12 protein-coding genes are annotated in these 14,883 nt (G+C 62.3%); 5 read left to right on the top strand and 7 right to left on the bottom strand.

Features of this window, described 5'->3' with window-relative positions:
* Nucleotides 1–7 precede the first annotated feature (7 nt).
* The 3 genes from J7E80_RS19265 to J7E80_RS19255 are packed head-to-tail and all read right to left on the bottom strand — an operon-like array spanning nucleotide 8 to nucleotide 1,900.
* On the bottom strand, nucleotides 8–562 hold the full coding sequence (locus J7E80_RS19265; RefSeq protein ID WP_215053832.1) for an amino acid synthesis family protein: 555 nt from the start codon (nucleotides 560–562) through the stop codon (nucleotides 8–10).
* Nucleotides 559–1,170, bottom strand: coding sequence for an amino acid synthesis family protein (locus tag J7E80_RS19260; protein WP_215053831.1), 612 nt, complete (start codon nucleotides 1,168–1,170; stop codon nucleotides 559–561). Before J7E80_RS19260 ends, J7E80_RS19265 begins: the two co-directional genes overlap by 4 nt.
* A gap of 40 nt (nucleotides 1,171–1,210) precedes the next feature.
* Entirely contained in the window at nucleotides 1,211–1,900 is a 690-nt protein-coding gene (locus J7E80_RS19255; protein WP_215053830.1) for a GntR family transcriptional regulator, read from the bottom strand.
* Nucleotides 1,901–2,087: 187 nt separating this feature from the next.
* On the opposite strand from J7E80_RS19255, the gene J7E80_RS19250 reads away from it, so the two are divergent.
* From J7E80_RS19250 to J7E80_RS19240, 3 genes are read left to right on the top strand one after another with little or no spacing between them, the layout of a single operon-like run.
* Entirely contained in the window at nucleotides 2,088–3,716 is a 1,629-nt protein-coding gene (locus tag J7E80_RS19250) for a BCCT family transporter (protein WP_215053829.1), read from the top strand.
* Nucleotides 3,713–4,174, top strand: a complete 462-nt coding sequence (locus tag J7E80_RS19245) for an ester cyclase (RefSeq protein WP_215053828.1) — start codon at nucleotides 3,713–3,715, stop codon at nucleotides 4,172–4,174. The genes J7E80_RS19250 and J7E80_RS19245 overlap by 4 nt, the downstream gene beginning before the upstream one ends.
* On the top strand, nucleotides 4,171–4,686 hold the full coding sequence (locus J7E80_RS19240; protein ID WP_215053827.1) for a flavin reductase family protein: 516 nt from the start codon (nucleotides 4,171–4,173) through the stop codon (nucleotides 4,684–4,686). The genes J7E80_RS19245 and J7E80_RS19240 overlap by 4 nt, the downstream gene beginning before the upstream one ends.
* 884 nt (nucleotides 4,687–5,570) lie before the next feature.
* Here J7E80_RS19240 and J7E80_RS19235 read toward each other — a convergent pair.
* Together J7E80_RS19235 and J7E80_RS19230 are read right to left on the bottom strand one after the other, a co-directional pair.
* On the bottom strand, nucleotides 5,571–7,076 hold the full coding sequence (locus tag J7E80_RS19235; protein WP_215053826.1) for an NAD-dependent succinate-semialdehyde dehydrogenase: 1,506 nt from the start codon (nucleotides 7,074–7,076) through the stop codon (nucleotides 5,571–5,573).
* A 389-nt stretch (nucleotides 7,077–7,465) separates the two neighbouring features.
* Entirely contained in the window at nucleotides 7,466–8,407 is a 942-nt protein-coding gene (locus tag J7E80_RS19230) for a flavin reductase (RefSeq protein ID WP_215053825.1), read from the bottom strand.
* 139 nt (nucleotides 8,408–8,546) lie between these two features.
* On the opposite strand from J7E80_RS19230, the gene J7E80_RS19225 reads away from it, so the two are divergent.
* Both J7E80_RS19225 and J7E80_RS19220 read left to right on the top strand, forming a co-directional pair.
* Nucleotides 8,547–9,227, top strand: a complete 681-nt coding sequence (locus tag J7E80_RS19225; RefSeq protein ID WP_215053824.1) for a GntR family transcriptional regulator — start codon at nucleotides 8,547–8,549, stop codon at nucleotides 9,225–9,227.
* A 149-nt stretch (nucleotides 9,228–9,376) separates the two neighbouring features.
* Complete coding sequence (locus J7E80_RS19220; RefSeq protein WP_215053823.1) at nucleotides 9,377–11,677, top strand: FdhF/YdeP family oxidoreductase; 2,301 nt, start codon at nucleotides 9,377–9,379, stop codon at nucleotides 11,675–11,677.
* A gap of 384 nt (nucleotides 11,678–12,061) precedes the next feature.
* Here J7E80_RS19220 and J7E80_RS19215 read toward each other — a convergent pair whose 3' ends face one another.
* Both J7E80_RS19215 and J7E80_RS19210 read right to left on the bottom strand, forming a co-directional pair.
* Complete coding sequence (locus tag J7E80_RS19215) at nucleotides 12,062–13,477, bottom strand: ferredoxin reductase (protein ID WP_215053822.1); 1,416 nt, start codon at nucleotides 13,475–13,477, stop codon at nucleotides 12,062–12,064.
* Nucleotides 13,474–14,778 (bottom strand): SRPBCC family protein, encoded by a 1,305-nt coding sequence (locus J7E80_RS19210; RefSeq protein ID WP_215053821.1) that lies wholly within the window; start codon nucleotides 14,776–14,778, stop codon nucleotides 13,474–13,476. Before J7E80_RS19210 ends, J7E80_RS19215 begins: the two co-directional genes overlap by 4 nt.
* Nucleotides 14,779–14,883 lie beyond the last annotated feature (105 nt).

Below are 14,883 nucleotides of genomic sequence, written 5' to 3'. Positions count from 1 at the left end.
TTGTCACCTACTTCGCTTCGGTGGAGAACGCTGCCAGGCGTTGCTGGGGCCGTCCCTGGGCCGCAGCGGCGAGGGCGATCACGATTTCATCGGCGTGCGGTGCGTCGTTGATCCTCACCTCGATGCTCTGGTGGTGGGAGCGGATGGTTGCGTCGGTGATGTGCTTGAGCGGGATGTCGAAGACAACACCGGCCGGGCCGCGCTTTTCCACCGCCGGCAAGAGCGTGGTGGCATTGGCGGCGTCCCGGAAGTGATTGCCAAAGGCCAGCGTGTGGATCAGTCCGGAACCATGCTCGATTTCGCCGTTCAGACCGACGATGGCGGCCTTGCCGTACGCTTCGGCCGGGGCGCCGAGGGCTTCGAGCACGCGGGGGGCGAGCAGCGCGCCGATGTCGGATGCGTTGCCGTCAATGCCGGCAGAGAGGTCCTCGACGAAGCCTTGCCCGGCCCATGGGTTTTTGATGATGGCGGCGACCACGGCCACACGGGCCGATGGCGTTACCTCACGGCCGCCTTCTGTCAGGACGTCTTCTGTCAGTGTGACGATTTTGCGGATGGTCATGAAATCAGTTCTCCTACTGTGTCTGCTTTAACGATGGGATCGGTGAGGCGGTCGCCGATGCGCGAGTGCGGGCGGGGCCCGGTTGATGCGCCGAGGACGACGACGATCTCTCCGGCCCGTGGTGCGTCGCCGATTCGTGTGGTGATGGTCTGGTAATGCGTTCGTGTTGCTGCGGAATTCTTGTGCCAGAGGGGTACGACGAGCGAGGCGCCGGCGTCGGCCCGGTCATCGGCGAAGCAGATGATCGATTCCCCTTCGAAGTATTCGCGGACGAGGTTGCCGAAGAAGGGTGTGTGTATGAGGGCGGCGCCGTGTTCGATTTCGCCGTCCGTGCCCACTATCGCTGCCTTGCCGAAGGCCTGGATTGCCTCCACGCCGCCGAGGTTGGACGCAAGTACGTCGGTAAGTTTCCGGGCCAGTACCGGGGCGAGCTGTACTACTTCCTCACTGAGATCGTCGGTCGCCTTTCCGCCTACCCAAGGGTTGGCGACGACGGCGGCTGCCGTCGCGCGCACGGCCGGGACAGCGGGGGAAAGCCCGTTTTCGAGGAGGATCTCCTCGGCGTAGTAGACGATCTTGCGGATGCCGAGCCTTTGGTCGTTCATCATTAACTAGCTCCTTGACGTTGTTGGAAGTAGACCCGGCATTTCAGCCGTCAGCATTTGTGTGTTCTGTCGAGACCTCGCGGGCCGAGGTAACAACGTGGTCGCGCATCGCCCACTCAGCGCCCATGGCATCCTTGGCACGGATCATGGCAACCACCTTGCGGTGCTCTGCAACCGAGCGCGGCATCCGTCCCGGGTGGGCGATCGAGGTGGTCACCAGGCGGTGGTAGGCAAGTTGGTTCATGAGGGTCCGGTAGTGTTCCCCAAGCTTGAGATGGTCGCTGCCGTCGACGATGAGCTGGTGGAATTCATGCACCAGGCGCGCATAAGTCTCGGAATCGCCGTTCTGTGCGGCCATCTCTGACGCTTCGATATTCTCCTCGAGTAGCTCCAGTTGGGGCACCGCGCCGCGGCGGGCCATCAAGCCTGCCGCCAGTCCCTCCAGGATCTCCTTGACCTGAAACATCTCGACGACTTCGCGGCGGCTGGGTTCCCGCACGAACGTGCCCACCTTTGGGCGGATCTCCACGAGGCCCTCGGCCTGCAACTGCTTCAGCGCCTCACGAATCGGCGTGCGGCTGACATTGAATTCCTGGGCGAGGAGCGTCTCACTCACAGCGGCGCCGGCAGGGTAGTCGCCGCTGAGCACCAGTTCGCGCAGCCGGTCCAGAAGCGGAGCGACCGGAAGCTGAAGAACCTCGGCTGAAGCGGCCGTTCCTAAACTCTCTTGCATGGTAGATAACGCTACACGCACACTTTCAACAGCGTCAAGCAACGGCGGCAAGTTGGCGATCTTCTTCCGGTGACTGTTTAGATTACCTTGGAAAATAAGGGCTACAGGAGGGGATTTATGATCCAAGCCACATATTTAATCCGGAATCTCTTGACGGACCCGCAGCGGGCGCCTAGCGTTTTGTTGTATGGAACAGACATCCACCAGCGTTCCGCCAGCGCCCGTTGAGGCCATGAGCGACGCTCCCTCTCCCGTTTCCCGCCCCCAGCGCCTCGGATCCGTCTTCTGGATCTCCATAGGGCTCATCGCAGCCTTCGTCATCTGGGCCACGGTATTCACCGAAAACCTCAACGCCACCATGACCGGCGCCCTGAACTGGATCACCGGATCTGTCGGCTGGGGTTACCTGGTGGTCACCCTGGGGCTCGTTGGCCTGCTCGTGTACATCATGTTCAGCCGCTTCGGCGCCCTCCGGCTCGGGCCTTCCACCTCACGCCCGGATTACCCCACCTACGCTTGGCTGGCCATGATCCTCTCCGCGGTGATGGGCGTCGGCCTCATCAGCTACGGTGTCGCCGAACCGATCTCCCATTTCGTCACCCCGCCCCACGGGCTCGCGGAAGCAGGAACCCGTGAGGCTGCCGTACGTGCAATGCAGTTCAGCTTCTTCGACTGGGGCATTCACGCCTGGGCAGTGTTCGCAGTGTTCGGCCTGGCCATCGGCTACTCCACCCACAGGCTGAACCGCGGAGCGCTCGTCTCCACGATGCTTCGTCCGATCCTGGGCAAAGCTGCCGACGGCTGGGGCGGCAAAGCCATCGACATCCTCGTGATCATCGCCACCCTCTTTGGTACGACGACCTCCCTCGGCCTAGGCGCCGCACAGATAGACAACGGGACCCAGAGCCTCTGGGGACTGCCCGGCGGAACCTGGATGCAGATCGGCATCATCGCCGTTATCACCGTCATGTTCACTGCCTCGGCCCTGAGCGGAGTCCACCGCGGAATCCGCTACATCAGCCAGACCACCATGGTCCTGGCCGTCGGTCTCCTGCTTTTCGTCCTCTTCGTTGGTCCCACCAATTTCATTAGCAACCTGTTTTTCGAATCCATCGGCCGCTACCTCAATGACTTCATCTCCATGAGCCTCATCACGCCGCAGTCCGGAACCGAGCTGCAGTGGATGCAGTGGTGGACATACTTCATGCTCGCCTGGTGGATCGCCTGGGGCGCCTTCGTCGGTGTCTTCCTGGCGAAGATCTCCCGTGGACGCACCATCCGACAGTTCATCGTAGGCGTTCTGGGCGTCCCGAGCCTCGTCTTCTTCATCTGGTTCACGGTCTTCGGTGGCACCGCGATCCACAGCGACATGACCGGTGACGGAGCTATCGGTAAAGCGGCTTCCAGCGACGTGAACTCGGCATTCTTTGCCATGCTTGGCCAACTGCCCCTGCCGGCCATCACCTCAGCCGTCACAATCATCCTCGTCGTGCTCTTCTTCGTATCCGGCGCCGACGCCAACACCTATGTTCTCAGCATGCTCTCCACGAAGGGTGTACTGACCCCGCGCCGCCCTGTGCTCGTTGTGTGGGGCGCAATTACCGGCATCACGGCCATCGTGCTCCTGCTCGCAGGAGGTCTAGCCGCCCTGCAGCAGGCTGTCATTCTGTCGGCTGCGCCATTCACAATCATCGTGGTGATGCTGGCAGTCTCCCTGATGATCGAGCTCCGCCGCGACCCGGAAATCCTAGCTATGAAGTCACTGGAGATCCTCGCCACGACGCCGACATCGCCACGCAAGGATGAGGACGGATGAGCACGGTGACCACCAGCGGTGAACCGACGGCCATTACCCTCTCCGCCAAGACCGCAGCCGTCACCCGGGCCTGGGCAGCGGCCTGGAACGAAGGAGATACATCGCTCCTGGAAGCCCTGCTCGACCCCGGATACCGCCGCCGCTCGGCCGGGTCGGGACGTAGCGAGTCCGCTACGGAGCTTCTCGTGGCCATCAGGTCCGCACGCGCAGCTTTCCCGGACCTGACCACCATAATCGACGCAATCGTCGAAGAGGGTGACCAGATGGCTATCTTCTGGCACAGCACCGGTACCCATCAGAATGAATTCCTTGGGGTCCCGCCCACCCGGCGTTCCGTCGAAACGTTCGGGTCCAACCACTGCATTTTCCGCAATGGGAGCCTGGTCGAAGAAAACGTCACCTGGGATCCGCGGCAGCTCCTCTCCGCGCTCGGCATCATTTCACTGGAGTCCGAATGAACCAGACAATCACCCCCGCCACCTCCGACGTTGACCCGACGCTCGTCCGTGCTTTCAACAAGCAGTTCGTCACCGGCGTCACTGTCGTCACCACCATGGATGGCGGCCAGCCACGGGGGCTGTGCGTCAACGCCTACGCCTCCATCTCTTATGATCCACCGGTCGTCATGGTCTGTGTCCAGCACAGTTCATCGACCCACCCTTCCCTCTTCGCTGCCACGCATTTGGGTATCAACATCATGGCGAATGACCAGAAGGACATCGTGGGAATCTTCGCAGGAAAGGGAGAGGACAAGTTCGCTCAGGTGGTGTGGACTCCCGCTCCTCATGGTTCGCCACTGATCGAGGGAGCATCAGCATCCCTGGAGGCTGAAATCCGTGAACGGTTCCAAGCCAAGACCCACACAGTCTTCATCGGCCGAGTCCGTCACGTTGTAGTGGGGGAGAAGGAGCCGATCGTGTATCGGGCAGCCCGCTTTTACGATGGCGGTGCCCTCACCGAACTGCCGTAATACGCAGACCCTCCGTTACTACGCCCGGGCAACCCGTCGGTTGCCCGGGCTTAGTCTTTGCTAGGCGACCCGAACGCTCCAACGCGGACACCCGGACAGATTCCTCCATGCCAGATTGGCCGTAAACCTTTGTCAGCTTCGAAACGAAAGCCCGAAGAAAACCGCGTTCACAGCCTGGAGAACGTGTTTCCGCCCTCTGTCCCGACGGATCTTCCGGTCAGAGCGCAATCCCGGTCCCAGAACACGGAAACCCCTGGATGTGGAAGTCGGTCTCGCATTCTTAGACCAGCAGCGACGGACCCTGCTCGCTCGGCGGCCTTTTACGAGGGGGTCTTTGGTTTCGAGACGAGCGCCGGCTTCCATACCTGTTTCCGGGCGAGGAACGTTGAGGGCGGATTTGCGACCTTGAACGCGGTTTTGCACCCGTGATCGGCGTGCTGAAACAGGGGACATCGTCCTCTATTTCGAACTCGATAATCTTGATGACACCCTTACAAAGGTCGCGGAATCTTGATGAGGCCCTTAAAAAGGTCGTGGAATCTTGATGAGGCCCTTAAAAAGGTCGTGGAATTGGGCGGCAAAGTCCATCTTGAACCTGTTGAAAGCGCACCCGTCACTGTGTGGCGATCGTCGCTGGTCGTTCCGGAGCCAAGATTGCACTGACAAGTATCGAGCGCTAAGCGCGGCTCCAGCCGGACTGCCACAGACGCGGTCCGCCAGCGCCTCACGCGCGACCAATTATATAACCGTCGGTCTGCTCACGCCCTGTCGATTTTGCATCTCAGGGCTGTTAGCTGCCTTTGCCGGGGAACACGAAGCGGACCGGCCCAAAGGCCGGTCCGTTTCGGGCTTAATTCCCGTCCCGTGCGAGTGAGGGTCCTGTGTCAGGCCCAGGGGTGCTCGACGCCGATGTACTGGGTAGTGGTGTATTCGGCGATGCCTTCGGCTCCGCCCTCGCGGCCCAAGCCGGACTGCTTCACGCCGCCGAAAGGGGCGGCAGCGTTGGAGATTACCCCGACGTTGAGGCCCATGAGCCCGAACTCGATGCGGTCGCCGATGCGCAGGCCGCGGGAGATGTTCTCGGTGAACACGTAGGAGGCAAGCCCATACTCGGTGGAGTTGGCCAGCTGAACGGCCTCGTCCTCGTCTGCGAAGGTCATCACTGGGGCGACCGGGCCGAAGATCTCCTCGCGTACCACTCGTGCATGGCCGGGAACATTTGCCAGGAGCGTGGGCTGGAAGAAGTATCCGGGCCCGTCGATTCGCCTACCTCCGACGACGATCCTCGCGCCTCGTTTCACGGCGTCGTTCACGAGCTCCTCGACGGAGTCCCGCGCCTTGGCCTCTACCATCGGACCGACGTTCACCCCCTCCTCGACGCCGTTGCCAACAGTGAGGGCGGCCATCTTCGCGGCGAGCTTTTCGATGAACTCGTCGGCCACTGACTCATGGACGATCAGTCGGTTGGCGGCGGTGCAGGCCTCGCCCATGTTGCGCATCTTCGCGGCCATCGCCCCGGCGACGGCCTTATCGACGTCGGCATCCTCGAAGACGATCAAGGGTCCGTTGCCGCCCAACTCCATGGAGGTGCGCAGCACATTATCGGTGGCGGCCCGCATCAGCTGTTTCCCCACAGGGGTGGAGCCGGTGAAGGAGACCTTGCGAAGTCGCGGGTCGGCCATGATGGGCTCTGACACCGCCGAAGCTGACGCCGAAGGAACCAGGTTGAGTACGCCGGCCGGAATCCCCGCGTCGATCATGATCTGGGCGAAGTACTGGGATGTCAGCGGGGTCAGCCGGGCCGGCTTGAGGATCATGGTGCACCCTGCAGCTACTGCGGGAGCGACCTTGCGGGTGGCCATCGCCAGGGGGAAGTTCCACGGGGTAATCAGCAGACACGGACCCACCGGCTTGCGGGACACCAGCATCCGCAGGTTGCCCTCAGGGGTGTCCGCATAACGACCGTAATCACGCACAGCCTCCTCGGAGAACCACCGCAGGAATTCACCCCCGTACTTAACCTCGCCCAGGGCCTCGGCGAAAGGCTTGCCCATCTCCAAGGTCATAAGCAGCGCCAGGTCGTCCCTGCGCTCCTGAACAAGGTCGAAGGCGCTATGCAGGATCTGTGACCGGCTCCGGGCAGGGGTTCGGGCCCACGCCTCCTGCGCGTTTGCGGCGGCATCCATCGCCGCTTGGGCGTCCTGCCGGGTCGCCGAAGCCAGCGTCGCGATGATCTCACCGGTGGCCGGGTTCTCGACGTCGAACATGCCTCCGTCGGACGCCGCTCGCCACTGCCCGTTAATCAGCAGCCCTTTCGGGGTCTTCTCCAGGACCTCGGCGATCCTGTCCTTAATACCGGTGGACGCGGGTGCCTGTTCCGTGATGCTCATATAACTGCCTCTCTAGTCGATGTGGGGCATAAAGGGGTTGAACCCGGGGTGGTTGAAGGGGGCGAGTGGTAGCGGCGACAACACTGGGCCGCCCATCCGTGGGTGGATGTGGCCATAGTTTTGCCCTGTGGTGGAATCAGCCGCCGGGGGTGCCAAATTCCTTCTGTGATCGTCGGTCTAGCATTCCCGGGCGGTCGTGTCGGACGTGTGAGGAGGGGGCACGCTGAGACGCGCCAGGCATCGACGGGCCAAGTGTACGTTCAGGCCGGTTCGTCGTACGACTTCCATTGAACTGATCCTCGGCTTGCCAGCCTCACGTTCGACCTGGGGCAGCGCACTGACCCGTCGCACTGCCCATCTGGGTAGACCCTGCTGACTCATCTCAGCGATTAGAGTTCGGCGAGGCCGGCGCCATCGTAGAACCCACCGGCCTTATAGACCATCGGGGCCGTATCGCCGACTTCGGCGTGCCGGACTCGACAGATGAAGACGGTATGGGTCTTCGCCTGGAACCTTTCCTGAATCTCGGCTTCGATGGAAGCTGCCGAACCGTCCAGAAGGGGACTTCCGTTTGGTCCCTCATGCCAATCCAGCTCGGCGAACTTATCCGTAGACTTCGAGGCGAAAACGCCTACCGTGGAGCGCTGTGATGCTCCGAGGATGTTGATGCCGAGATGGCTGGAGGAGAACAATGCAGGGTAGGTGCTTGAGCTTTTCTGGACGCAAACGAGGACGATTGGAGGCTCAAGGGACACGGAGCAATATGCGTTGACGGCCAGGCCCCTGGCTTTATCGCCGTCCTTAGTGGTCACCACAGTGACGCCCGTGACGAACTGCCGGTTGAACGCCTTCATGATCTCCATGTCAGGTTCAGCGCCTTCGCTCTGCGTCTCGGGGATCTGGGGTGTCGCGATTCCCCGCAAGGGGAGAATTCCAAGGCCGGCAAGCAGTTCGCTGCCGTCCCAGGTCACTGACTCCTTCAGGATCTTTCCGTCCTGGAGCGACACGATGTTCGAACCGCGTGTGGTCACGGTAAGACCGGTGGCCGGAACCCCCAGGTATTCGTGGCTGTGGGTGCCAGCAGATGTCCAAAAAAGGGCGACGGTGTCTTCGCCTTCGACGACGTCATCAATCGTGGTGTGCAGATCGGGAAAGGCTTGCCGAACGCCATCAATTTCCGCCTTGAGGCCGGCCAAGTCCACCACAGCTCCGGTCGCCTTGCTGGTACGGGTGTAATCGTCGGCCATCAGGCTATCGAGCGCGCTCAGGTCACCATCGTTCCAAGCAGCGAGCCAATCCGATGTTTTAAGTTTTTGAGAAGTCTGTTGCATGCTAACGACGGTAAGCCAGCTCACACGTGTACGTCAATACGGTTTGGCAAAACCGCAAAAACCCTAGGAATTACTGTGATTTGACGATGAGTCCCATTTTGCCTTTGACGTGCTCTTGTATACAACGTAGGCTTGTTGCATGCAAGATCTTCTCAGCCCAGAAAAAGGCGACCAGGCCGCGCTGCTGGATCGGATCCGCAACCTCGTCCTGAGCGGCGAGTTTCCCCCCGGTGCCAACCTTCCCGAGGCGTACCTTGCCCAGGAGTTCGACGTTAGCCGGACCCCGGTGCGCGAAGCCCTCAAGCAGTTGCAGCACGAAGGCCTCGTTGAGATCCGGCCCAAGGTGGGAAGCTTCGTCCGGGAACCAACGCGCAGGGAGATCATCGAGCTTTTCCAGTTAAAGGAATCCCTTGAGGGTTTGGCCGCGTCGCTGCTGGCCCGGCGAGGGGAAGTTCGTGAGCTGGGAATTCTTCGCCGGAACCTGGACGATTCAGAGGCCGCGGCTCAGTCCCGCGATAAGGAAGCTTATGCTCGTCTGGTGCATGAGTTCCATTGGGCCATCGTGCGAGGCTCGGACAATTTCAAGCTTGTCGAGCACTATGAGCGCCTCATGAACCAGTTGGCTTATCAGCGGCTGGTCCTCCGCACGGTAGAACATCCGGGCAGGATTGCCGCCTCTACCCAGGAACACCGCGCGGTCCTGAAGATGATCGAGCACAAGGACCCCTTCGGCGCTGAATCCGCAATGAGGAATCACGTCTTTGCCTCCTCCCGTGAGGCTCTCGCCACCGATTCAACCTCCGAGTCGAAGAGCACCTGATTCTCTCCCGTCATTTCGTTTAGTACCTCAGTCCCGATTATTGGTGCAGCCACCGGGCCCAATCATCACGCAGCCGATGCGGGGCCGGTGGGCCGTCTGCACTCCAGCGAGTGACGAGTCAGGCGAAAACACGTGCAGTTAGGACACCCATGAAGTTTGGAAAGCAGCCGGCGCCGATAGCAGACATCAATGAGGACGACCTGGCGGTCCATAAGCCGAAGACGGAGGCTGCCGGGGTCAAGGCCGTGATGGTGGCTTTGGAGCGGGCGGTGGCGCAGGCCGGGGTGACCCGGACGGCACAGTCCCTGATGAGGTTGAACCAGCGCGGTGGTTTTGATTGCCCGGGCTGTGCGTGGCCGGAGTCGGATAAGAAGCGCAAGGTTGCCGAATTCTGCGAGAACGGCGCGAAGGCTGTGGCCGAGGAGAACACGCTGCGCACAGTCGGCGCCGAGTTCTGGGCGCAGCATTCCATCGCTGAACTGTCGGAGAAAACGGAGTACTGGTTGGGGAACCAGGGCCGGTTGAGTGAGCCGGTGGTGATCCGGGAGGGGGAGACGCATTATTCGCCGATTTCCTGGGCTGATGCGTTCGAACTGATCGGAGAGCATGTCCGGGCTTCCTCCCCGGACCGTTGTGTCTTCTATACGTCCGGGCGGACGGCGAACGAGACAGCGTTTATGTATCAGTTGTTCGCCCGGTCGCTGGGCACGAACAACCTGCCGGATTGTTCGAACATGTGCCATGAGTCCTCGGGGTCGGCGTTGAATCCGACGATCGGGATCGGCAAGGGCACGGTGTCTTTGGATGACATCCATGACGCGGAGCTGATTCTTGTGGTGGGGCAGAACCCGGGGACGAATCATCCGCGGATGCTCTCGGCGTTGAAGGAGTGCAAGGACAAGGGCGGCAAGGTGGTGGCGGTGAACCCGCTGCCGGAGGCCGGTTTGTTCAACTTCCGGGACCCTCAGACCGTGTCCGGTATGGTCGGCGGGGGCACGCCGCTGGCTGATGAGTATCTGCAGATCAAGGTCGGCGGGGACCTGGCCTTGTTCCAGGCACTGGGCCACCTGCTGCTCGCCGAGGAAGACCGCAACCCCGGATCCGTCGTCGACCGTTCCTTCATCGACGCCCAGACCGACGGGTTCGACGCCTATCGTGAGGCGCGCAGGGAGCTGGACTGGGCGGAGACCGAGCAGGCCACCGGCCTGTCCCGGGCCGAGATCGAGTCCGTGGCGTCCATGCTGGTGGCATCCAAGGCGACCATTTTCTGTTGGGCGCTGGGCGTGACGCAGCAGCCGCATTCAGTGGACACGATCAAGGAAATGGTCAACGTCCTGCTCCTGCAGGGCAATTTCGGCAAGCCCGGCGCCGGAGCCTGCCCGGTGCGGGGCCACTCGAATGTGCAGGGCGACCGGACCATGGGGATCTGGGAGAAGCCCAAGGAATGGCTGCTGGAAGCCCTCGATGCCGAGTTCGGGATCGTGTCCCCGCGCGGACACGGTGTTGACGCTGTCGAGGCGATGGAGGCGTTCGAGCGCGACGAGGTGGACGTGTTCATCTCGATGGGCGGGAACTTCTCCCTGGCCTGCTCGGACACCGAGGCCCTGGAAGCCGGGATGCAGCGGATCGGGTTGACGGTGCATGTGTCCACGAAGCCCAACCGGTCCCACATTGTGCATGGCCGGACTTCGCTGATCCTGCCCGCGCTGGGCCGCACGGACAAGGACGACAAGCACCCCAAGGGTGCCCAGTTCCTCTCCGTGGAGGACTCGATGTCCGTGGTGCACTCCACCCAGGGCAGGCTGCAGCCGGTCTCCGAGCACCTGCTCGCCGAGCCGGTGATCATCGCGCGGATGGCCGAAGCCACCTTCGGCCCTGAGCATCCGGTGGACTGGAAAGCGATGGCCGAGGACTACGACGTGATCCGGGACCACATCTCCCGGGTCATCCCGGGGTTCCAGGAGTTCAATACCCGGGTCCGGACCAGGAACGGTTTCGTGCTGCCCAACCCGCCCCGCGACACCCGCTCCTTTGCCACGGACATCGGCCGCGGCCGGTTCACCGTGTCCCCGCTGGAGTACCTCACCCCGCCCCAAGGCCACCTGGTGCTGCAGACCATCCGCAGCCACGACCAGTACAACACCACGTTCTATGGCGTGGATGATCGGTACCGGGGCATTTCCGACGGCCGCCGGGTCATCCTGGTCCACCCCGAAGACCTCGCCGAGCAGGGCTTCCGGGACCGCGACCTCGTGGACGTGATCAGCACCTTCCAGGGAGTCGACAGGCACGCTGCGAAATTCCGGCTCGTCGCCTACCCCACCGCGAAGGGCTGCGCCGCGGCGTACTTCCCCGAAGCCAACGCCCTGGTCCACAAGGAAAACGTCGCGCGCGAATCCAACACCCCGGGCTTCAAAGCCATGTTCGTACGGTTCACACCGCACCAATAACGATCAGGTCCATGGTTTGCCTGGTCTGCCCGGAGGGGGGTACTTGTCTGCGATCGTTGGTCCTGCGGGTCGTTCGGATAGGGGACCAGCCGCTGGGCTCAGCGGGCCGGAGTGCAACTTGGGGGACCGGTCCTGATCAAAAAGTTCGCGAGGAGCGCCGAGGGCAGTTTTTGATCAGGACCGGCGCGGGAGCGCCCTGGTTGCGCGGAGGACTGCCCAGCGATGATGGGGACATCAGAATGACAAAGCCGCCTGATCACTCACGAGCTAATTGGCCTACGCACCCTGGCAGATTGCGACGGCGGTGGTCATCCCCAGGGGCTCGTGCTACCTGTAGTTTGCTCATGTAAGTTCCCGGCCTTGGCCTAGAGCAGCTGGAACCGGCTAAGCATCGATCACCAAGTCGGTCTGCGCGGTGGAGCAGCATGGCAGGAACTTGCCTGCGTCGATTTCCCGTGCCCGGATACCGCCCTGATGGTTCATCTCGACCTCCCCTGAAAGCTTGACGACCTTGCAGGAGCCGCACATGCCTTCCTTGCAGTTCGCACCGATCCTGACGCCCGCACGCTGCGCCGCCCCGAGGATGTGTTCGGTGGGGTCGATCCGCACATTGATGCCGGTGCGCATGAAGGACAAGGTGAGGCTTCCCGTTCCCACCGTGTCGAAGCTCGAGGCATCGGGGGAGCCGGCCTCGGGCCCCACGTCCGAACTGCCGTCGGGGGCTTCGGGAGAGGGCGCGTCCGGGTCGACGGTTTCCAGGGGCAGCCCCGCGGCCTTCAGGGTACCGTCGGCGTCGTAGCCGGGCTCGTAGAGCCCGAACGCGGTGGGCTGGCTTTCATAGTAGCCCGCGGCGGAATCGGCGATTTCCTCCGCGATTTCCTCGGCAATGTCCCCTGCAAACGCGAGCTCGGCCTGGTACTCAAGGAGCGTCTGGCGATCTCCCGAGAAGAATTCCATGTAGATGGAGGTGTCGTCGACGCCGACCTTTTTGAGGAGCTCGGTGGCGGTGTTCAGGTAACCCTCGGGGCCGCAGGCATAGACCTGCCGCCCGTTGGCATCAGGGGCCACCTCGTCGATCATGGCCGCCGTCAGCCTTCCGCTGAGCCCTTCCCACTCCTCGGGTTTGCCGCGGTCGCCCAGGGCGTAGAAGACCTTGACGCGCGAGTCCACGGAGGCGATGTAGGCCAACTCCCGATGGAAGGCAAAGCCTCCGGCCTCCGCTCCGTGGTAGAGCACCACCACGTCGGCTTGTCCGGGCAGGGAGTGGATAGTCCGCACCATCGACATGATGGGGGTGATGCCTGCGCCGGCGGCCAGCATAAGGTACCGTGCCCGCCGGTCGGCATCGGGCAGATGGAACGCTCCGACCGGTCCGAGCATATCGAGGACGGTGCCCGGTCGGACGTTCTCGTGCACCCACGGTGAGACCAGTCCGGTGGGGTCGCATTTGACTGTGATGTTGAAGGTCCATGGCTCCGTGGGCGAACTGGACAGCGAGTAGCTGCGGTCCACCGGATCCTGCTCCTCGCCGTTCAGGGGAAAGGCGACGTTCACGTACTGGCCAGCACGGAACGCCAGGGGCGCACCGTCGCAACGGCGGAACACGAAGGTCATCATGCCGCCCGCCTCGGGGACGGTCTCGACACATTCGGCCATGAACTCCTGCGGATGCCAGGGGCCCAATGCGCGGGCGGCGCTGGCGGGTCCTTCGATGCTGGCCATTACCCTGTTCCACGGCATCTCAAGACCGCGAATGCGCTGTGGTTCCTGGATTGCCGTCTCAGTGAGGACTTCAATCATGCCAGGTGCTCCTGCACGCGCTGAACGTACCAGTTGATGAACGCCTCCACCTGGTATTCGCTCTTCATGTACGGGCCGGGCTCGTAGGCGGGGCTGCCGGCGCCCTTCTGGCACAGCTCCACGAACGCCTTGTCCTGCAGATTTGTCTGCTTCCAGGTGTAGGTGAGTTTCTCCAGGTCGTAATCGACGCCTTCCTCGGCGTCGTCAGCCACCAGCCAGGTGGTGCGTACCAGCGTCTGGTGTTCGTTGATGGGGAAGACGCCGAACGTGATGACGTGGTCCCCGAGGAAATGGAACCAGCTGTTGGGCTGCAGGTGCATCGAACAGCGGCCAAGGCGGAAGTCCCGCAAGTCACCGAGGAGCTTCTTGGAGAGCCTGCGCCCATCGGGCGAGAACGATTCGCCCTCTCCGTCGAGCGATTCCCGTGAGATTCGGATGCCCGCAATGCGCGTGTCAAGCTCCTCAACGACCTCATAGGGAAGGCCGTAGCGGCGGCAGCGCTCCTCGAGGGAGGACTGTGCTTCCTTGTTGCGGTCCCACACTTCCTCAAGATGGGCGGGGATCAGGCCCTCCGTGAGGCCCCACGTGGGAAAGAGGGAGCAGGCGAGCTCAGGGTGGCCGTCGCAGTGGTAGCACTCACGGTTGTTCTCCATGACGAGCTTCCAGTTGCCCTCCTCGACGATGTTCTGCTGGTAGGCGATTTTCGTCTTCGACAGATCGTGGGGCGTCAGGTAAGGCTCGAAGATCTTTGAGGTTTCGTCGAAGTCCGTCGGCGGTTCGTCTGCAATGCAGACGAAGATGAGTCCGGCGACCACGCGGCTGTGGGCGCGCTTGAGGCCGAAGCAGCTCTTGTCGAACTTCGTCTCACCTGGCGCCGAGGCATGGATCAAATCGCCGCTGGGCGAGTAGGTCCAGGAATGATAGCCGCATACCAGGTTTCCGGTTGACCCCGCCGATTCGGTCAGGACGCGGGCGCCGCGGTGGCGGCACACATTGTGCAGGACGTTCACGCCGCCGTCATCGTTGCGCAGCACGATCAGGGAATAGGGGCCGTAGTCGACGGTCACGTAGTCGCCCGGCTCCGGCAGTTCCGCGATGCTGGCTGCAAAGATCCAGTGCTGGCCAAAAATGGCTTCCATGTCGATGTTGAAAATCGTCGGGTCTGTGTAGAAGGGGGCATCGAGGGAGTATCCAGCGCGACGGAACTCGAACAACTCCGCAATTTCCGCCAGCTGCTCGGCAGGCAAGGATGAAGCGAGTTTCCGGCGTGAATGGAGGGGCAGGTGGACTGGAGCAGTCATGAGTTTTCTCCCGGGAGGCGTGGGTGAGCGTGCGATTGGTGAAGACCACGGGTGCATGCAGCCGTTGTCAAAAGTCGTTGTAGTCACATTAGGACTGACCGGGCT

The sequence above is a fragment of the Arthrobacter sp. ISL-28 genome, from assembly GCF_018613875.1.
GTDB lineage: Bacteria > Actinomycetota > Actinomycetes > Actinomycetales > Micrococcaceae > Arthrobacter.
The sequence above is the reverse complement of the archived record's forward strand: the minus strand, read 5'-3'. Positions and strand labels throughout refer to the sequence as shown.